The following is an 18,282-nucleotide window of genomic DNA, read 5'->3' as shown; positions in this document are numbered from 1 at the left end:
CCGTCAGCGGGCATCGACGGCGACGCCGGGGCGCGAGGCGCCGCGGGTCAGGCGCGCGACCACCAGCAGCACGGCGGTGAGACCGATGGTCAGCAGCAGCTGCACGCGGGCGGCGGGATCGATCATCGAGAGCGAGATCACGCCGGCGAGCAGCGCGAGGCATACCCATGAGAGCCACGGGAAGCCCCACATGCGCATCGGCATCTCGTCTCCCGCCCGGTCGGCGCGGCGACGCAGGATGATCTGCGACACCGCCGTCGCCGTCCAGATGATCAGCAGCGTCGACCCGACGACGTTCAGGAGGGCCGGGAGCACCACGTCGGGGAATGCCCAGTTCAGTCCGACGGTGATGAAGCCGAACGAGACCGAGGCGAGCACGGCCACGACCGGCACGCCCTTGAGCGTGGTGCGGGTCGCTGCCAGGGGCGCGAGGCCGCGCTCGCCCAGCGAGTAGGCCATGCGCGATGCGCCGTAGATGTTCGCGTTCATCGCCGAGAGCAGCGCGATCACGACGATGAGGTCCATCACGAGCCCGACGCCCGGCACCCGCAGCGTGTCGAGCACGGCCGAGAACGGACCGTCCTTGACGGCCGGGTCGTTCCACGGGAGCACCGACACGATCACGAAGATCGAGCCGACGTAGAAGATCAGGATGCGCACGAGCACCTCGCGGACGATCCGGCGGATGTTGCGCGAGGGGTTGTCGGACTCGGCGGCCGCGATCGCGACGACCTCGGTGCCTCCGAAAGCGAAGACCACGATGAGGAGAGCGGCAGCGATGCCGGTCAGGCCGTTCGGGGCGAAGCCGCCGTTGTCGACGAGATTGCCGATTCCGCTCCCCGCCACCCCGGGGATGAAGCCCAGGATCGCGCACACTCCGACGACCAGGAAGACGATGATCGCGGCGACCTTGATCGCCGCGAACCAGAATTCGAACGTGCCGTAGTTGCGCACCCCGAAGAGGTTCACCGCGGTCAGTGCGACGACGAAGACGAGCACCCACGCCCAGGCCGGGATGCCGGGGATCCACGCCGCGACGATCGCGCCGGCACCGGTGGCCTCCGCGGCGATCACCACGATGAGCTGGATCCAGTAGAGCCAGCCCACGGCACTGCCGGCGCTGCGGCCCATAGCCTTCTGCGCGTACGAGCTGAAGGCGCCCGAGCTCGGACGAGCGGCGACCATCTCGGCGAGCATCGCCATGATCAGCACCACGATCGCACCGGCGACGAGGTAGGAGATCAGCACGGCAGGACCGGCGATGCTGATCGCCTGCCCTGAGCCGACGAAGAGCCCGGCGCCGATCGCGCCGCCGAGCCCCATCATCGAGATCTGCCGACGGGTCAGCCCGGGCTGCAGCCCTTTGGTCGTGGTCGTGGTGGTCGGAACCTCGGTGGTCATGCGCGTGCCTCCTGAAGCGGGGCGCGAGGTGGCGCCTGCCATCGCGCAACACTAGACCGGATGCCGCACGGCAGGCCAATCGACGCGGACTACGATCGCAGCCACACAAGTCCCGCTGAGCCCTCAGCGCTCGATCGCCACCTCGGACGGATCGCTCACGGGCAGTCGGCACAGGAAGGCTCGACAGTCGAAGGCCTTCTCGACCGCGCTACCCTTGCCCTCGAACAGCTCGAAACCGGCATCCGCGAATGCCCGCGCCTGCGAAGGACTGACGACCGCGATCACATCCGCGTCGGCCGTGCGGGCCCTGGAGGCCAGAGCCCCCTCCGGCGCCTCCGTGACGACGACGAGCTGCCTCGGCGCATCGACGAGCCCCGCGGCGACCCGCAGCAGGCTGCCATGCGCGAACGGCTGACCGATCGACGACCCGGAGTGCTCGCGCACCCGCACGGCGGCGGCTTCGCGATAGCGGTCCCCTGCCCCGAGCCGCCATGCGGTGAGCGACGCGGCGGCGACCGCGGCCGCATCCGAGGGCAGGTCGCCGTCGGTCTGGTCGGGCGCGACCGCGATGCCGTGCTCGGCGAGCAGCGGATCGCCCTCGATGCCGGCGAGAACCACATCGAGCAGACCACGGCCCTCGGCGGCCCACCGCGGGTCGCCGGTCGCGACGGCGAGCGCGAACAGCCCGTCGGCCAGCAGCGCGACGTCGGAGGCGGTCGCGACGGCCTGCGACGCGGTGCCGTCGAGAGACGCGCGCACCAGCGCACCCGCCGTGTCGCGGTTCACCCACAGCACGTAGGCCGCGGCATCCTCCGCCTTCGCGATCCACGTCGGCTCGCCGAGCCTCGCCCCGGCGCGGGCGAGCGCCCCGATAGCCAAGCCGTTCCAGCCGGTGATGACCTTGCCGTCGACGGCCGGCGATTCGAGGCCCGCGCGCTCCGACACCGGCCGCAGGTAGTAGCCACCCTCGCTGCGCTCGCCGTCGATCCACGACTCCGAGTCCTGCGCAGCGCCGAACCCGCCGCCCTCTCGACGCAGCGTGCCCACGAGAAAGTCCGCGATACCCCGCGCCGTCGTCTCGTCCCCCGCGTCGAGCGCGATGGCGAGCAGCTGGGCGTTGTCGGTCAGCATCCGCTCGTAGTGCGGCACCGTCCAGTCGCGCTGGGTCGCGTAGCGGAAGAAGCCGCCGTCGGCGTCGCGCAGAGCCGACGCCGACATCGCCGCGAGCGCCCGGTCGGCTGAGGCCGCGGCATCCGGAGCCTCTCGCCGCACCAGCGGTGTCTGCAGCAGGCTCAGGGTCGTCGCGACGGGGAACTTCGGGGCACCGCCGAACCCGCCGAACTGGCGATCCTCGCGCGCGGCGATCGTCTCGGCCGCTCCGGCGAGCGCCACGGCGTCCGGCAGGTCGGAGGGCATCGCGGCCCCCGCCCTGGCGAGCGCATCGGTCACAGCATCGGCCGACTCCTCGGCCTGCACCCGCCGCAGGGTCCAGGCCTCCTGAACAGCGGCGAGGACGTCGCGGAACGCGGGCATCGGCTGTCGTGCCTCGGGTGGCCAGTAGGTACCCGCGTAGAACGTGCGACCCCGCGGCGTCGCGAACACCGTCAGCGGCCACCCGAGGTTCTGGGTGAACGCCGACGCGGCGGCCATGTAGGCGCCGTCGACATCGGGATGCTCTTCACGGTCGACCTTGATCGCCACGAAGTCGCGGTTGATCAGGGCGGCCGTGTCGGGGTCGGCGAACGACTCCCTCGCCATCACGTGGCACCAGTGGCAGGTCGAATAGCCGATCGAGATCAGCAGCGGCACATCACGGCGCTGCGCCTCGGCGAATGCCTCCGGCCCCCAGGGATACCAGTCGACGGGGTTGTCCGCGTGTGCACGGAGGTAGGGGCTGAGCGTGTCGGCGAGCCGGTTCGTCATACGCCCACGCTACGCCGATCAGCGCACGACGAGAGCGTCAGGAGACGAGCAGCTCCGCCGGTCGAGAGGCGGCGTAGCCGACGAGCGGCAGTGCACGGTCGGCGGCGAGGTCGATGCGCGCGCGGAGCACGTCGGACGCGATCACATAGCCGTCGAAGTCGGTGTCGCTGGCGTAGACGCCGAGCGGCAGCGTGAGTGCCTGGAAGAAGGCGAACAGCGGCCGCAGCTGATGCTCGATGATCAGCGCGTGGCGCTCGCCGCCTCCGGTCGCCGCGAGCAGCACCGGCTTGCCGACGAGCTCGTACTGGCCGACGAAGTCGAACAGATGCTTGAACAGTCCGGTGAAGGACGCACGGTAGACGGGGCTGCCCACGATCAGCAGGTCGGACGCCTCGATGGCCACGAGCTTCTCCTCGACGCTCGCCGGCAGCTGGTCACGACGGAGTGCCCCCGCGAGCGACGGACCGATGTCGGTGAGCTCGATGACCTCGATCTCGACCTCGGCGCGCTCGGCGATCGCCCCGGCGATCGCACGGACGAGTGCCGTGGTCTTGCTGGGCTCGTGCAGAGAGCCGGAGACGGCGACGACGCGGTAGGGAGCAGTCATGCCGTTGACGCTACTCACGACGACGCCCCGTGTCGCGCAAAGCGACACGGGGCGTCATCTGTCGAAACGGGGCGCCTCAGTTCACGTCGTCGGGGTGCGAGCCGACGCGGCCCGAGCCGTCGAGCGGGTCGAGCGCGTCGATCTTCCCCATCTCGGCATCCGTCAGCTCGAAGCCGAACACGTCGAGGTTCTCGCGCAGGCGCTCGGCCCGCACCGACTTCGGGAAGACGATGAACCCCTTCTGCAGGTGCCAGCGCAGCACCGCCTGAGCAGGGGTGACGTCGTGCGCGGCTGCGGCCTCGGCGATCGCCGGCGTGCCGAACAGGTCGTACTTGCCCTGGCCGAGCGGGCCCCACGACTCGATGCGGATGCCGTGCTCGGTCGCCCAGTCGACGACGTCGCGCTGCTGGTAGGCCGGGTGCAGTTCGATCTGGTTGACCGCAGGGGTCACACCCGTCTCGTTCACCACTCGCTCGAGGTGCGGCACGAGGAAGTTCGAGACGCCGATGCTGCGAGTCAGGCCCGCTTCGCGCAACTCGATGAGCTTGGCGAACGCGTGCACGTAGTCGTCCTTGGCCGGGGTGGGCCAGTGCACGAGGTAGAGGTCGACGTTCTCGAGCCCGAGCTTCTCGAGGCTCTCGGCGATGGCCGCACGCGGCTCCTCGCCGTGGTGACGGTCGTTCCAGAGCTTGGTGGTGATGAACAGCTCGTCGCGGGCGATGCCGGAAGCGGCGATGGCCGCGCCGACGCCCTCTTCGTTGCCGTAGATGGCGGCCGTGTCGATGTGGCGGTAGCCGATCTCGAGCGCCTCGCTCACAGCGCGCTCGGTCTCGTCGGCCGGCACCTTGAACACCCCGTAGCCGAGCTGCGGGATGGAATGGCCGTCGTTCAGTTCGAGTGCAGGAATCGTCATGGTTCCACCCTACGACCGGTGATGACAGGTGGCTCAGGGGAAACGGCGGCCATCCTCGTCGCAGCCCATCCGACGAGCCGCTCGAGCGGCCCTCGACCGAACAGGATCGACCACAGCGACGTGACGAGAAGGAGCACGATCGCGGTGGCGGCCCAGAAGGCGTTGCTCGAGAAGAAACCTCCGGGTCCTGCGATCAGCGCGACCGACACGACGTGCACGCTGTAGGCCGACAGCGGCATCGACCCCAGTGCCCCCAGCGGAAGGAGCACGGCGCGCAGCGGCCCGCTGAGCAGCACGCACAGTGCGATGACCGACAGAGCGAACCCGCCCGAGCCCAGGATCTCGGCCGTCCCACCCGAGTGCGGGTCGACGGCGAAGATCGCTCGGACGACGGCGCCACCGGGGTCGGCCGCGGCCAGTGCATCGGGGTACGTGTCCCATCCCGATGCCCCCTCTCCGCCTGTCATCCACGAGGAGGATCTGATGCCGGCGACACCCCCGACGAGGCCGAGCCCATAGCCGACGAACATCAGCCCCACGCCGACGCCGAACGTGATCGCCGCGGTCTCGAGCTTCTCGACGTGCAGGCGCCCGAGAGCCATGCCGGCGAAGACGAACGCGAGCCAGGCCGTGATCGGATACGAGCCGTAGAGCACGAGGCTGATGCCCGCTCCGGTGGGGTTCAGCGTGAGCGCGGCCAGCAGCGCGAGCACGGCCGGCGCCGCGAGTGCCAGGATGCCGGCGGCGATCAGCAGCTTCCACGGCTGCCACCGGAGGAACGGGATGACGGCCACGTACAGAAGTCCGTAGATCGTGAGGATCACCGCGATCGGCGTGTTCAGCATCTCGAGGGCCAGCCCGATCATGAAGATCACCGCGCCACGACCGACCAGCTGCAGGCGGATGCTCGGCATCCGCTCTGGCTCCGGGATCGTGCTGCGTCCCGTCATCAGGGCGATCGAGATGCCGGCGAGCACCGCGAACAGGATCGACGAGCGGCCGTGCACCAGATCGGTCCACGTCGACAGGTCCGACGGATCGAACGCCTCGGTCTCACCGATGTGCGCACCCGCCATGCCGAGGACCGCCAGCCCTCGCGCCACGTCGAGCCCGAGGATGCGGGGAGCGCGCCCGAACTCGCGGAACCACCGCGTTGCGGGGAGGGGCTTCGACACAGTGCTCACGGATGAATCGTACGATGGGAGTTCTATGCCTTCCCCTGTGATCTTCTATCCTCCCGAGCTGCCCGTCAGCGCCGCGCGGGACGAGATCGCCGACGCCATCCGCGACAACCAGGTCGTCATCGTCGCCGGTGCCACGGGTTCGGGCAAGACGACCCAGCTGCCGAAGATCTGCCTCGACCTCGGGCGCGAGCGCATCGCGCACACTCAGCCCCGTCGTCTCGCCGCCCGCACCATCGCCGAGCGCGTCGCCGAGGAACTGCAGGTCGAGCTCGGCTCCCTCGTCGGCTACAAGGTGCGCTTCACCGACAAGGTGTCGGACGAGACGCGCATCGCGCTGATGACCGACGGAATCCTGCTCAACGAGATCCACCGCGACAGGCTGCTGCGCCGCTACGACACGATCATCATCGACGAGGCGCACGAGCGCTCGCTCAACGTCGACTTCCTGCTCGGCTACCTGGTGCGGATCCTTCCCGAACGCCCCGACCTCAAGGTGATCATCACCTCGGCGACGATCGACCCCGAGAGCTTCGCCCGGCACTTCGCCTCGCCCGACGGCGTGCCGGCGCCGGTCATCGAGGTGTCGGGACGCACCTTCCCGGTCGAGATCCGCTATCGCGCCCAGACGGAGGACGCTTCGGCGGGCTCAGCAGCCCAGGAGGCGGAAGCCGATGAGGTCACCGCTATCGTCGCTGCGCTGCGCGAGCTCGACCGCGAGGAGCCGGGCGACGTGCTCGTCTTCCTGCCCGGCGAGGCCGAGATCAGGGACGCGGCGGATGCCGTGCGCGGCGCCTACTCGAAGGACCGCTCCCCCACCGAGGTGCTGCCGCTCTACGGCCGACTGTCGGCCGCCGAGCAGCACCGGGTGTTCGAGAAGAGCCGCGTCGCCGGGGTGCGCCGCCGCGTCGTGCTCGCCACGAACGTCGCCGAGACCAGCCTCACGGTTCCCGGCATCCGCTATGTGATCGACACCGGCACCGCGCGCATCTCGCGATACAGCAACCGCTCGAAGGTGCAGCGGCTGCCGATCGAGGCGATCTCGCAGGCCTCCGCGAACCAGCGTTCCGGCCGCGCCGGTCGCACGAGCGACGGCATCGCGATCCGGCTGTACAGCGAAGAGGACTTCGACAGTCGACCGGAGTTCACCGAACCCGAGATCCTGCGCACCTCGCTCGCCTCCGTCATCCTGCAGATGCTGTCGCTCGGCTTCGGCGACATCACCGCCTTCCCGTTCCTCACCCCGCCCGACTCCCGCGGCGTGAAGGCCGCAGTCGACCTGCTCACCGAACTCGGCGCCGTGACCGGAAGCGGTGACACCCCTCGCCTGACCCGCATCGGCCGCGACATCTCGCGCATCCCGATCGATCCCCGCTTCGCCCGCATGCTCATCGAGGCCGGACGACCCGGCGGGGCCGACGTCACGCGCGACGTGCTCGCGATCGTCGCCGGCATGTCGATCCAGGACGTGCGCGAGCGTCCCTCGCAGGAGGCGCCGCAGAGCGTGCGCGACGAGGCCGACCGCATGCACGCCCGGTTCGCCGATCCGACGAGCGACTTCCTCTCGATCCTGAACCTCTGGAACCACCTCAGAGAGCAGCAGCGCGAGCTCGGCTCGAGCGCGTTCCGCCGGCTCTGCCGCTCGGAGCACCTGAACTACGTGCGGGTGCGCGAATGGTTCGACGTGCACCGTCAGCTGCGGTCGCTGGTGAAGGACAAAGACGCCCGAGGCACCGGCACCGCTGATCCGGATGCGATCCACCGCGCCCTGCTCGCCGGTCTGCTGTCGCAGATCGGGATCCTCGACGAGCGCAACACGCCGAGCCGGGGCCAGACCAAGACTCCGCCGAAGGATGCGAAGCGCCGTCAGGCCGAGTATCGCGGCGCCCGAGGCATCCGCTTCTCGATCTTCCCCGGCTCGGCGCTGCGCAAGAAGGCGCCGCAGGCGGTCATGGCCGCCGAGATCGTCGAGACCTCGCGCACCTATGCCCGCACGGTCGCCGCGATCGACCCCGCGTGGGCCGAGGCGCTCGCCGGCGACCTCGCGAAGCGCCAGGTGACCGAGCCGCACTGGTCGAAGGATGCAGGGGCGGCTGTCGCCTACGAGAAGGTGACGCTGTTCGGGGTCGAGATCATCCCCCGCCGCCGCGTGCAGTTCGCCCGAATCGACCGAGCGGCCTCGCGAGAGATGTTCGTGCGGCACGCGCTCGTCGAAGGCGAGTGGGATCCGACGCGCATCGACAAGCGGGTCAGCGCGTTCTGGCGCAGCAACGCCGAGCTGCGCAAGCGTCTCGAGAAGCTCGAGGAGCGCGAGCGCCGCCGCGACATCCTCGCGGGCGACGAGGCGGTCTTCCGCTTCTACGACGAGCGCATCCCCGCCGACGTCTTCGACGTGCGCTCGTTCGAGAAATGGTGGCGCGAGACGTTGGCCGCCACGCCGAAGCTGCTCGTGATGCGCGAGGCCGACCTGCTCGACGACGAGAGCAGGGCGGATCAGAGCGAGTTCCCCACGCGATGGACCCAGGGCGACCAGGTGCTCGGGCTCGCCTACCGCTTCGAGCCAGGAGCCGCCGACGACGGCGTGAGCGTCGTGATCCCGCTCCCCCTGCTCGCGCAGATCGAGGACAGGGGCTTCGACTGGCAGGTGCCCGGCCTCCGCGCCGAGCTCGTCACGGGTCTGCTCCGTGCGCTGCCCAAGGCGATCCGCCGTCACGTGGTTCCCGCCGCCGACTGGGCCGACAAGTTCGGCGCCGAGCTCGCCGGAGACGGGCCCGAGTCGCACGGCGGCCTCCCGAACCGCACGCTGAAGGAGGCGCTCGCCCGCCTCATCCAGCCCCTCGCGAATCAGCTCGTGTCGGCTGCCGACTTCGAGGACGACCGGGTGCCCGCGCACCTGCGCATGAACTTCCGCGCCGTCGATGAGCGCGGACGCGTCGCAGGATCGAACCGCGACCTCAGCACACTGCAGGCGGAGCTCGCCGATCGGGCCCGCAGCAGCGTGGCCCGCTCGATCGCGGCCCCGCCCCGCAGACCGGGGCCGTCGAAGGGCCCGCAGCCGGCCGCGGCTGCCGCCGCCTCCATCGAGCAGGACGGCCTGACCGCCTGGACGTTCGGTGACCTGCCCGAGGTGCTCGACACCCGAGTCGCCGGTGGTGTCGTGCGCGGGTACCCCGCGATCGTCGATCAGGGCAAGACCGTGTCGGTGCGGGTCGAATCGACGGCGGATGCTGCGAGCGCGGCCACCCGCGCCGGCGTGCTGCGTCTCGTGCTGCTCGGCGTGCCCTCACCCTCGTCGTACGTGCAGCAGCACCTCACGAGCCAGGAGAAGCTCGCACTCGCCGCGTCGCCGTATCAATCCGCAGCCGCCCTCATCGAGGACTGCCGCGCCGCCGTGGTGCAGAGCGCGATCGACCGGTTGGCGCCCGGGGGCATCGTGCGCACCCGGGCTGAGTTCGAACGCGTGCGCGACGCCGTCTCGGCGTCCCTCGTCGACGAGCTCTTCGCCTGCGTCTCGCTCGTCGCCCGCATCCTCACCAAGGCACGTGACGTCGAGCGCGGCATCAAGTCGCAGAACTCGCTCGCTCTGCTGGGGCCGCTCAACGACATCCGCACTCAGCTCTCGGGGCTGCTGCATCCCGGGTTCGTCTCTGCGGCGGGCGTCGACCGCCTCGCGCACTTCCCCCGCTACCTCGACGGCATGCTCGACCGGCTGAAGACCCTGGCGAACGAACCGGGCAAGGACCGCACGCGCATGAGCGAGTTCGAGCGCATGGCGAAGGTGTTCGAGGATGCCGGAGGGACGATCCCGCTCGAGCCCGGCGCCCCCGCTGCGCTCGTCGAGACCCGCTGGCTGCTCGAGGAGTATCGCGTGAGCGTGTTCGCACAGCGCCTCGGCACCGCGCAGCCCGTCTCGCCGCAGCGCATCATGAAAGTGCTGGCATCCCGGGGGTAGCCTGAGGGCATGGCTCGCGCGATCGTCTACACAGAGTTCGGTTCCCCTGATGTGCTGCACCTGATCGAGATCCCCGATCCGATCGCGCTGAGCGGCGAAGCCGTGGTGCGCATCGAGGCGGCAGGGGCCAACCCGATCGATGCCAAGCTGCGCAGCGCGAAGCGCCCCTCGCCGCCGATCACCGAGCCACGTGCCGTCGGCTTCGACGGCGCCGGGGTGATCGAATCGCTCGGCGACGACGTCGACGGCTTCGCGGTGGGTGACCGCGTCGCGATCCGCGACACTCGCGGCACCTACTCGAGCATGCTCGCCGTGCCGGTCGAGAAGCTCGTGGCGCTGCCCGATGCGGTCACCTCAGCGGAGGGGGCCGGCATCGGCATCCCCGCCGGCACCGCCTACCAGGCGCTCCGCTCGCTCGACGTCATCGAGGGCGACGTGCTGCTCGTGCACGGTGGCTCCGGCTCGGTCGGCCAGGCGGCCGTGCAGTTCGCCGTCGCGTGGGGTGCCACCGTGATCGCCACGGCCAGTCCCGCGCGGCACGAACAGCTACGTGAACTCGGCGCGACCCCGGTCGCCTACGGCGACGGTCTGCTCGAACGCGTGCGCGAGGCCGCACCGGACGGCGTGACCGTCGCCCTCGACTGTGCCGGCACCGATGAGGCCATCGAGGCGTCTCTCGAACTCGTCGCCGACCGCGACCGCATCGCGACGATCGTGCGCGGACCGGACGCCGCATCCTTCGGCATCCGCGCCTTCTCGGGCGGCTCGCCTGAGCCGCTCACAGAGCAGGAGCTCGCGTGGCGGGCCGAGGCCCTGGGCGCGACCGTCGAGCTGCTCGCGACCGGAGACTTCGTCATCGAGCTCGGACCCGAGCTGCCGCTCGCCGAAGCGGCACAGGCCCATGAGCTCATGGAGTCCGGCGCCGCCTCGGGCAGGATCGTGCTGATCCCGTAGAGACCCCCGCTCAGGCGGGAGCCACCGGGCGACCGATCGAGAGCATCAGTCGGTTCGCCCAGTTGAAGAACGCGGCCCCGTGGATGACGTCGGCGATCTCGAGATCGTCGAGGCCGGCCGCGCGCAGACGGGCGATCTCGTCGGCGCCGAACACACTCGGGGTGTCGGTCAGCGCAACGGATGCCGCCACCACCGCGTTCCATCGCTCGCCGAGATCGGCATCGACGCCCTCGTCCAGCAGGCGATCGACGTCGTCGACGCGCTTGCTGTGGTGCGCCGCGAAGCGTGCGTGCACCGAGGCGCAGAACACGCAGCCGTTGCGGCGAGAGGCGGCCGTCGCCGAGAGCTCGCGTTCGGCGCGAGGCAGCCCTTCAGCGGCGTTGTAGAAGATGTCCTTGTCGACGAGCGTGCGCGCCTTGAGCACCTCGGGATCGCGCGCCAGCAGACGGAAGTAGTCGTTCTTCGCGCGCGAGGCGTCGACGAGTCCGTCGTAGTGGCGCTCGGTCAGCTCCTCCTCTGCGAGCGGCGGGAGGTGAGGGGTCCAGCCGACTTCGGCACGGGTGAATGCCTCGGGGTGCGGTGCGATGTCGTGCAGCAGAGCGGTCATGCGGCGATTCCCTTCTGAAGTGCGGTCAGTCCTGTGATCACGCGCTGCTGGAACGCGAGGAACGACACCAGCTGCGACAGCGTCACGATGCCGTCGGCCGACCACCCCGCATCGACCAGCCGCTGGATGTCGTCAGCCGACGACTCCCGCGGGCGGAACACGAGCAGGTGCGTGTGCACGAGCGCGGCGGCGAGACGCTCGCCGAGTGCCCCGGAGACCTCGGCCGACGGCGTGTAGCGCTCGCCCTCGGTGTTCTCCGCCTGCAATCCCACCTCGGTGTACGAGCCGAACGGCCCGGTGACCGCGGCATCCACTGCCTCCGCGATCACGACGGCCCCGCGCTGCGGGTCGACTGCCAGCGCTCGGTCGGCGTAGAACGTGCCCGTGGCATCGTCGTCTCCGGCGAGGCGCGTGGCGAAGGCGGCGATCAGCTCGCGCTCGGCCTGCGACACCTCCTCCGTCGACACGGGCGCGAAGAGCGCGTCGAAGCTCGCCTGCAGCTGCTCCCTGGTGACGGGGCGACGGCGCCGCAGCGCGTCGAGCTCGGGCGTCACCCCCACGATCTGGTCGACGATGTCGGTGGTCATGCCTTCTCCTTGATGATGTCGGTGAGGGTGTAGCCGAGAGCGGGGGCCACCTGCTCGGCGAAGAGCTCGATCGAGCGCAGCACGTGCGCGTGCGGCGCATCGACCGAGTGCACCTGGAACGCCACCTCGGTGGCCCTCGCGAGAGTCGCGTCGGCGGCGAGCGATTCGGCGACCTGCTCGGGGGTGCCGAGATGGGTATCGAGCGCGACGATCAGCTCGTCGAGGTCGTCACCCGGAATCGTCTGCCCCTGACGCCGGAATCCCTCGGCCGCTCGGCGCAGGCCGACCTCCGCGAAGCGCAGGGCCTCGGCGCGGTCGTCCGCCACGAAAACCGTGCGCGAGGCGGTGATGCGCGGAGCGATGCCGGCGGGCAGAGCGTCGAGGTAGGCATCGATCACCGGATCCTGCAGCGCCGAGAGAGGTGCGTGCAGGTCATCGGCCGATCTCGGCTGAGTGCGAGAGAGCAGCAGGCCGTGCCCGTGGATGCCGGCGCGGTGACCGCCCGGCGACGAGAACGTGGCCTGCCAGATGCGGTCGGCGAGGCTGCCTGCATCCGGATAGAGAGTGTTGTCCGCGCCGATGTCTCGCCCCGAGAGCGCGTCGAGGAGCAGGCGGAGCTTGCGGTCGTAGGTCGACGCCTTGTCGCGCACGTCCTCTCCGAACGGAATGAACGAGGACGGCGTCCCGCCGCTTCCCAGGCCCAGATCGATGCGCCCGCCCGCGAGCAGATCGGCGACCACGGCATCCTCGGCTACGCGCACTGCATCTTCGAGCGGAAGCGTGACGACCCCGGTGCCGAGGCGGATGCGCGACGTCTGCGCCGCGACGTTCGCGAGGAACACGAGGGGCGAAGGGAGCCCGCCCTCTGCGGCGCGGAAGTGATGCTGCGCCACCCAGGCGCGACCGACGCCGTGTCGCTCGGCGTGCTGGATCTGCTCGGTCGCGAGCGCATACCGCTCGGCAGGAGGTGCGTCGTCGAGCAGACGTGTGAAGAAGGCGATCGTGGGTCCGGTCATGCGGGCTGCTCCGTTCGTCCCGGGACTGCTGCGAGCAGCTCCCGGGTGTACTCGTGCTGCGGGTCGTGGAAGAGGTGCTCGGTGTTGCCCTCCTCGACGATGCGGCCGCGGCGCATGACCGAGACCGTGTGGCTGATCCGACGCACGACGGCGAGGTCGTGCGAGATGAACAGGTACGTCAGCCCCAGTTCCGACTGCAGAGAGGTGAGCAGTTCGAGGATGCGCGCCTGCACCGTCACATCGAGAGCCGACACCGCCTCGTCGAGCACGACGATCTCGGGGTCGATGGCGAGCGCCCTCGCGATCGCCACCCGCTGGCGCTGACCGCCCGAGAGCTCACGCGGCGTGCGCCGGGCGACGTCGCTCGGCAGCGACACCCTGTCGAGCAGCGCCTGCGCGCGGTCGTTGCGCTCGGCGCGCGACCCGACACCGAAGTTCTGCAATGGCTCGGCGATGATGTCGACGATCTGCTGCCGCGGGTCCAGCGAGGCGAACGGGTTCTGGTAGACGAGCTGGATGCGGCGGCGCAGGGCGCGCAGGCGCTGCCCCGACAGGCCGGTGACATCTTCGCCGTCGATCTCGATCGCCCCGGCATCCGGCTGATGGAACCGCGTGATCAGGCGCGCGGTCGTGGTCTTGCCCGATCCCGATTCGCCGACCAGGGCGTGCGTCGTGCCCCGGCGCACCCGGAACGAGACGTCGTCGACCGCACGGAAGCGCTCGCGTCGGGCGACCGCGAACTCCTTGACGAGTCCGGTCGCGGTGATCGCGAACGGGTTCTCGGCGGCCACCGCCGCGGCATCCCGCAGGAACGGCGGCGCCTCGGGCCGACGGAACCCGGTGACGAACGCTGGGGCGTCGGCGAGCAGCTGCTTCGTGTAGCCGTCGGACGGTGACGCGAGCACCTTCTCGCTCGCGCCCTGCTCGACGATGCGCCCGTCCTTGAGCACCACCAGGCGCTGCGCACGGTCGGCGGCGACTCCGAGGTCGTGGGTGACGAGCAGGATGCTCGTGCCTTCCTCGCGGCGCAGCTCGTCGAGCAGATCGAGCACCTTGCGCTGCACGGTGGCATCGAGCGCGCTGGTCGGCTCGTCGGCGATCAGCAGTCGGGGGCGCAGGGCGATCGCGGATGCGATGAGCACCCGCTGCCGCATGCCACCGGAGAGCTCGTGCGGATACTGGCGCACGCGAAGCTCCGGGTCGTCGATGCCGACCCGCTCGAGCAGCTCGATCGCCCGCGCCCGGCGCGAGCGACGGTCGCGGTGACCGTGCAGCTTCAGCACCTCCTCGACCTGCGCGCCGATCGTGCGCACGGGGTCGAGCGAAGTCACCGGATCCTGCGGGACGAGACCGATCTCGGGGCCGCGGATGCTGCGCAGGGCACGATCCGTCCAGCCCGAGATGTCGAGGTCGCCGAGGCGCACCGCGCCGCCTTCGACCCTGCCGCCGGCAGGCAGCAGACCCAGCAGGGCGTGCGCGGTGGTCGACTTGCCCGAGCCGGACTCCCCCACCAGCGCGAGCGCCTCGCCCTCGGCGATCTCGAACGAGACGCCGTGCACGACCTCGCGCCGCCCCTCCCGGGTGGCGTACGAGACCCTGAGGTCGTCGACGGCGAGAACGGTCATCGTGATTTCCTTCCGATGCGATGCGAGATGCGATTGGCGCTCAGCACGACCGCGACCACGACGAGACCGGGCAGAGCGGTCAGCCACCACGCGGTCGCCGTGTAGTTGCGCCCTTCGGCGATGAGCAGTCCCCATTCCGGTGTGGGCGGCGGAGCACCGTAACCGAGGAAGCCGAGGGTCGAGATCGCCAGGATCGCGGTGCCGAACTGCAGTGCGGCGAGCGCCACGATCGGGGTGAGCGAGTTGGGCAGCACATGCCGGCGGAGCACCGTGAAGAAGGTGCCGCCGCTGCCGTACGCCGCCTCGACGTATTCGCTGCGGCGCACCCGTGCGACCTCCGATCGCATCAGACGGGCGAATGCCGCGACGCTGCCGAGCCCGACGGCGATCGCCGCGTTCACGGTGCCGAAGCCGAGCAGGATGATGACCGAGAGCGAGAGCAGCAGGCCGGGGATCGCCAGCAGCACATCGACCACGCGCATCAGGATGTCGTCGACGACACCGCCGACGGCCCCGGCGATCGCGCCGAGGATCGTGCCCAGCGCGAGGCCGAGGGTGACGGCGATGAGGGCGCCGGAGAGCGAGTGCACGGACCCGTGCACGACGCGACCGAACAGGTCGCGCCCCAGGGTGTCGGTGCCGAACCAGTGCGCCGCGCTCGGCGGCAGCAGCTTGTCTGCGGGGGTGCCGGTGAGCGGGTCGCCCGGCGCGAAGACGCCCGGGATCACAGCCCAGAGCACCGCGAGAGCCACCACGGCGATGGCGAGGTACAGATCCCAGGGTCGGGCCCCGAGTCGCCGGGACCGTCTGCTCGGGGCGGATGCCGCGACATCCTCGTGCGGGGGCTCGACGGCGGGGTCGGCGGATGCGGCGATGGCTGCGACGGTCATGCCGAGACTCCTGCCTTCGAGAGGGTGCGCTGACGGGGATCGATCAGCGGGGTGACGAGGTCGACGGCGAAGCTGATGAGCACGAAGCCGAGCGCCGACAGCAGCACGACGCCCTGCAGCACCGGGATGTCCTGGTTCGACACCGCCTGTTCGGTGAGCCTGCCGATGCCGGTGCGGCCGAACACGGTCTCGGTGACGACCGCGCCGCCGACCAGCTCACCGAACAGCACGCCGGCGATCGTGAGCGTCGGCAGTGCCGCGTTGCGCGCCACCGAGCGGGTCAGGACCCACGACGGCGGCGCGCCCTTGGCGCGCACTACGGTGATGAAGGGCTGCGCCTGCACCTGGTCGATCGCCCGCACCAGCACCTGTGCGAGCGGCGCCGAGATCGGCACGGCGAGCGTGAGCACCGGCAGGATGAGCCCCGCGATCGGGTCGGCGCCGACGACCGGCACCCAGCCGAGACCGAACGAGAAGACCTGGATGAGCAGGATGCCGAGCCAGAACACCGGCACGGCGACGAACAGACCCGGCACCTGGCGGATGCCGTCGCGCAGCCACGCGAACGGTGCGAGCGACGAGAGCCCTGCGACGAGCACCGCGATCAGCAGCGCCACCACGAGTCCGAGCGACGCGAGCAGCAGCGTCGACGGAAGTGCCTCGCCGAGCATCGTCAGCACCGGGGTGCCGAACTGCGTCGAGAAGCCGAAGTCGCCTCCGAGGAACCCGAGCCCCGCGTGCAGGTACTGCTGCCACCACGGCAGGTCGGTGCCGTAGGTGGCGCGGATCCCGTCGAGCTGCTCGGGCGACAGTCCGAGACTGGGGTCGGAGAACTTGATCAGGATCGCGTCGCCCGGCAGCAGCTGCAGCAGGAAGAAGGTGGCCGTGAAGGCCGCGATCAGGACGATCGCGGCCTGCCCGGCTCGTCGGAGGACGAAGTTCATCGATGCACCGTCGCTCAGGCTCAGTGCTCGGCGAGCCAGACGCCCGAGAAGGTGGGGCGACCGACCGACTCGAAGTCCACGCCGTGCACATAGGTCGCGGCGCCGTAGACCTGCGGCTCCTCGAACAGCGGGATGACGTACGCCTGCTCGGCGATGTAGTCCTGCACCGCCTGCGACGCCTCAGCGCGCTTCTCGGTGTCGGGCTCAGAGGCGACAGCCTCGAGCAGAGCATCGAGCTCGGCGTCGTTCGAGATCAGCGCGTCACGGTTCTTCGTGTGGAACTGGCTCTTGATCACATCGAAGTCCGCGCGGCCGACCATCGAGTGGTAGAACCCCGTCTTCAGCGGGTCACGAGTGTCCTCGGCGTACGAACCGGCATCCGCCGGCTTGACCGTGAGCTCGACGCCCACCTTGGCGAGCTGCTGCGCGACGAGCTCGAGCGTCTGCTTCGACAGCGGCTGCGGGGCGGCTTCGTAGACGGTGATCGACAGACGCTCGCCGTCCTTCTCGCGGATGCCGTCTGATCCCGCCTCCCATCCGGCCTCGTCGAGCAGCTCCTCGGCCTTCTCGGGGTCGTAGGCGTAGTGCTCGGACTCGTCCTTGTAGCCGAGCGCCTCCTGCGACAGCACAGACGTCGCGACCGGGTAGTTCTCGGTGAACAGGGTGTCGACGACCTCCTGCGCGTCGACCGCAGCCACGAGCGCCTGGCGCACCGTGATGTCGGCGAGCAGCGGGTTCTCCGGCCGCAGCGAGATCGAGTTGTTCACTCCGCGGGTCTGCGGCGCATAGAGGGTGAAGCCTGCGCTCTCGACGCGGTCCTCGTCGAAGGCCTGCACGTAGCGCACGTAGTCGGCCTGACCGGCGAGCAGCGAGCCGATGCGCACCGAGTCCTCGGGGGTCACGAGCACGTGCACGGCGTCGACGTATGGGCGCCCCTGGTTCTCGGCGCTCTCGGGTGCCCACGCGTAGTCCTCGCGGGCCGTCAGGGTGAACTCGGTGCCGAGCTTCTCGTCGGTGACCGTGAAGGGCCCTGCGCCGACGATGGCCTCGGCATTGCCCGCGCCGAAGTCCTCGATCGTTCCGTCGAGCGTCTCGGGCGAGAGGAGCCCGGAGTTGATGGTGGAGGTCGCCTGCAGGAAGCCGGGAGCAGGGGCCGAGAAGCGGAACGTGACGGTGTCGTCGTCGACGACCTCGCTCGACGCGTAGTTGTTGATCGCCTCAGAGACAGTGAGGCCGCGCTCGGGGTCGCCCAGGCCGTAGGTGTCGAAGTTCTTCGCCACGGCCGCGGCGTCCACCGGGGTGCCGTCCGAGAAAGTGACGTCCGGCTTCAGGGTGAACGTGTACTCGGTGGCGTCGTCGTTCACGGTCCAGTCCGACGCGATCCACGGCTCGATCTCGAGCGAGTCCGGGTTCTGCCAGGTGAGGCGCGCGGTGATGTTGTTGACCACGCCGCCGTTCGGATAGAACCCCGCCTGCGGCGGGTACAGGTTCGTGAACGTCTGGTGCTCGAGGTACGTGAGCGTACCTCCGGTGACGGGGGCACCGGAGGCGTCCGACGCTCCGGAGGGCGCCGGCGACGAGGCGCACGCCGCGAGGCTCGCGGCGAGGACGAGCGGGAGCGCGACTGCTGCTGCGCGGATGAGACGGCGGGTCATGCGGTCCTCCTGAGAAGGGATGCTGTG

Annotated in this window: 14 protein-coding genes; 2 read left to right on the top strand and 12 right to left on the bottom strand. The window is 70.2% G+C overall.

Translation table 11 applies throughout. The features are described from left to right. Window positions 1-3 precede the first annotated feature (3 nt). The 5 genes from ACLKOY_RS17005 to ACLKOY_RS16985 form a co-directional block, all read right to left on the bottom strand. Window positions 4-1,401 carry an amino acid permease gene (locus ACLKOY_RS17005; protein ID WP_436454677.1) on the bottom strand — a complete coding sequence of 466 codons (1,398 nt, stop codon included), beginning with the start codon at window positions 1,399-1,401 and terminating at the stop codon, window positions 4-6. Between the two features lie 123 nt (window positions 1,402-1,524). Then, window positions 1,525-3,324, bottom strand: a complete 1,800-nt coding sequence (locus tag ACLKOY_RS17000; RefSeq protein WP_436454676.1) for a thioredoxin domain-containing protein — start codon at window positions 3,322-3,324, stop codon at window positions 1,525-1,527. 37 nt (window positions 3,325-3,361) lie between these two features. Next, window positions 3,362-3,931 carry an FMN reductase gene (gene msuE, locus ACLKOY_RS16995; protein WP_140037622.1) on the bottom strand — a complete coding sequence of 190 codons (570 nt, stop codon included), beginning with the start codon at window positions 3,929-3,931 and terminating at the stop codon, window positions 3,362-3,364. Between the two features lie 76 nt (window positions 3,932-4,007). Further along, complete coding sequence (locus ACLKOY_RS16990) at window positions 4,008-4,844, bottom strand: aldo/keto reductase (protein WP_436454675.1); 837 nt, start codon at window positions 4,842-4,844, stop codon at window positions 4,008-4,010. Then, window positions 4,841-6,028, bottom strand: coding sequence for a heparan-alpha-glucosaminide N-acetyltransferase domain-containing protein (locus tag ACLKOY_RS16985; protein WP_436454674.1), 1,188 nt, complete (start codon window positions 6,026-6,028; stop codon window positions 4,841-4,843). The genes ACLKOY_RS16990 and ACLKOY_RS16985 overlap by 4 nt, the downstream gene beginning before the upstream one ends. Window positions 6,029-6,053: 25 nt before the next feature. Between ACLKOY_RS16985 and hrpA the strand changes: the two genes are divergently transcribed. Together hrpA and ACLKOY_RS16975 are read left to right on the top strand one after the other, a co-directional pair. Next, entirely contained in the window at window positions 6,054-9,977 is a 3,924-nt protein-coding gene (hrpA, locus tag ACLKOY_RS16980; RefSeq protein WP_436454673.1) for an ATP-dependent RNA helicase HrpA, read from the top strand. 9 nt (window positions 9,978-9,986) lie between these two features. After that, a complete protein-coding gene (locus ACLKOY_RS16975; protein WP_436454672.1) occupies window positions 9,987-10,931 on the top strand; it encodes a quinone oxidoreductase family protein in 945 nt (314 codons plus the stop codon). Window positions 10,932-10,941: 10 nt separating this feature from the next. Here the strand turns inward: ACLKOY_RS16975 and ACLKOY_RS16970 are convergent, their stop codons facing one another. From ACLKOY_RS16970 to ACLKOY_RS16940, 7 genes are read right to left on the bottom strand one after another with little or no spacing between them, the layout of a single operon-like run. Further along, entirely contained in the window at window positions 10,942-11,538 is a 597-nt protein-coding gene (locus ACLKOY_RS16970) for an alkylhydroperoxidase domain protein (protein ID WP_436454671.1), read from the bottom strand. Further along, window positions 11,535-12,125, bottom strand: a complete 591-nt coding sequence (locus ACLKOY_RS16965) for a CMD domain protein (protein ID WP_436454670.1) — start codon at window positions 12,123-12,125, stop codon at window positions 11,535-11,537. Before ACLKOY_RS16965 ends, ACLKOY_RS16970 begins: the two co-directional genes overlap by 4 nt. Continuing rightward, entirely contained in the window at window positions 12,122-13,141 is a 1,020-nt protein-coding gene (locus tag ACLKOY_RS16960) for a putative FMN-dependent luciferase-like monooxygenase (protein WP_436454669.1), read from the bottom strand. The genes ACLKOY_RS16965 and ACLKOY_RS16960 overlap by 4 nt, the downstream gene beginning before the upstream one ends. Further along, the gene (locus tag ACLKOY_RS16955) at window positions 13,138-14,766 is read right to left on the bottom strand and encodes a dipeptide ABC transporter ATP-binding protein (protein WP_436454668.1); all 1,629 of its coding nucleotides are present in this window, start codon (window positions 14,764-14,766) and stop codon (window positions 13,138-13,140) included. The genes ACLKOY_RS16960 and ACLKOY_RS16955 overlap by 4 nt, the downstream gene beginning before the upstream one ends. Further along, window positions 14,763-15,656: an ABC transporter permease gene (locus tag ACLKOY_RS16950; protein ID WP_436454667.1), complete on the bottom strand. Its 894-nt coding sequence runs from the start codon at window positions 15,654-15,656 to the stop codon at window positions 14,763-14,765. Before ACLKOY_RS16950 ends, ACLKOY_RS16955 begins: the two co-directional genes overlap by 4 nt. Then, window positions 15,653-16,600, bottom strand: coding sequence for an ABC transporter permease (locus ACLKOY_RS16945; protein WP_436454666.1), 948 nt, complete (start codon window positions 16,598-16,600; stop codon window positions 15,653-15,655). Before ACLKOY_RS16945 ends, ACLKOY_RS16950 begins: the two co-directional genes overlap by 4 nt. 20 nt (window positions 16,601-16,620) lie before the next feature. Continuing rightward, a complete protein-coding gene (locus ACLKOY_RS16940) occupies window positions 16,621-18,255 on the bottom strand; it encodes a TIGR04028 family ABC transporter substrate-binding protein (protein WP_436454665.1) in 1,635 nt (544 codons plus the stop codon). Window positions 18,256-18,282: the final 27 nt, after the last annotated feature.

The sequence above is a fragment of the Microbacterium sp. K2 genome (genome assembly GCF_051365005.1).
GTDB classification, from domain to species: Bacteria; Actinomycetota; Actinomycetes; order Actinomycetales; family Microbacteriaceae; genus Microbacterium; species Microbacterium foliorum_B.
The sequence above is the reverse complement of the archived record's forward strand: the minus strand, read 5'-3'. Positions and strand labels throughout refer to the sequence as shown.

What these genes read in the sequence shown, in the direction of transcription:
- ACLKOY_RS16940 (WP_436454665.1), bottom strand. Translation starts at nt 18,255, where the DNA reads ATGACCCGCCGTCTCATCCGCGCAGCAGCAGTCGCGCTCCCGCTCGTC.
- ACLKOY_RS17005 (WP_436454677.1), bottom strand. Translation starts at nt 1,401, where the DNA reads ATGACCACCGAGGTTCCGACCACCACGACCACGACCAAAGGGCTGCAG.
- ACLKOY_RS16950 (WP_436454667.1), bottom strand. Translation starts at nt 15,656, where the DNA reads ATGACCGTCGCAGCCATCGCCGCATCCGCCGACCCCGCCGTCGAGCCC.
- ACLKOY_RS16955 (WP_436454668.1), bottom strand. Translation starts at nt 14,766, where the DNA reads ATGACCGTTCTCGCCGTCGACGACCTCAGGGTCTCGTACGCCACCCGG.
- ACLKOY_RS17000 (WP_436454676.1), bottom strand. Translation starts at nt 3,324, where the DNA reads ATGACGAACCGGCTCGCCGACACGCTCAGCCCCTACCTCCGTGCACAC.
- ACLKOY_RS16990 (WP_436454675.1), bottom strand. Translation starts at nt 4,844, where the DNA reads ATGACGATTCCTGCACTCGAACTGAACGACGGCCATTCCATCCCGCAG.
- hrpA (WP_436454673.1), top strand. Translation starts at nt 6,054, where the DNA reads ATGCCTTCCCCTGTGATCTTCTATCCTCCCGAGCTGCCCGTCAGCGCC.
- ACLKOY_RS16965 (WP_436454670.1), bottom strand. Translation starts at nt 12,125, where the DNA reads ATGACCACCGACATCGTCGACCAGATCGTGGGGGTGACGCCCGAGCTC.
- ACLKOY_RS16945 (WP_436454666.1), bottom strand. Translation starts at nt 16,600, where the DNA reads ATGAACTTCGTCCTCCGACGAGCCGGGCAGGCCGCGATCGTCCTGATC.
- ACLKOY_RS16970 (WP_436454671.1), bottom strand. Translation starts at nt 11,538, where the DNA reads ATGACCGCTCTGCTGCACGACATCGCACCGCACCCCGAGGCATTCACC.
- ACLKOY_RS16975 (WP_436454672.1), top strand. Translation starts at nt 9,987, where the DNA reads ATGGCTCGCGCGATCGTCTACACAGAGTTCGGTTCCCCTGATGTGCTG.
- msuE (WP_140037622.1), bottom strand. Translation starts at nt 3,931, where the DNA reads ATGACTGCTCCCTACCGCGTCGTCGCCGTCTCCGGCTCTCTGCACGAG.
- ACLKOY_RS16960 (WP_436454669.1), bottom strand. Translation starts at nt 13,141, where the DNA reads ATGACCGGACCCACGATCGCCTTCTTCACACGTCTGCTCGACGACGCA.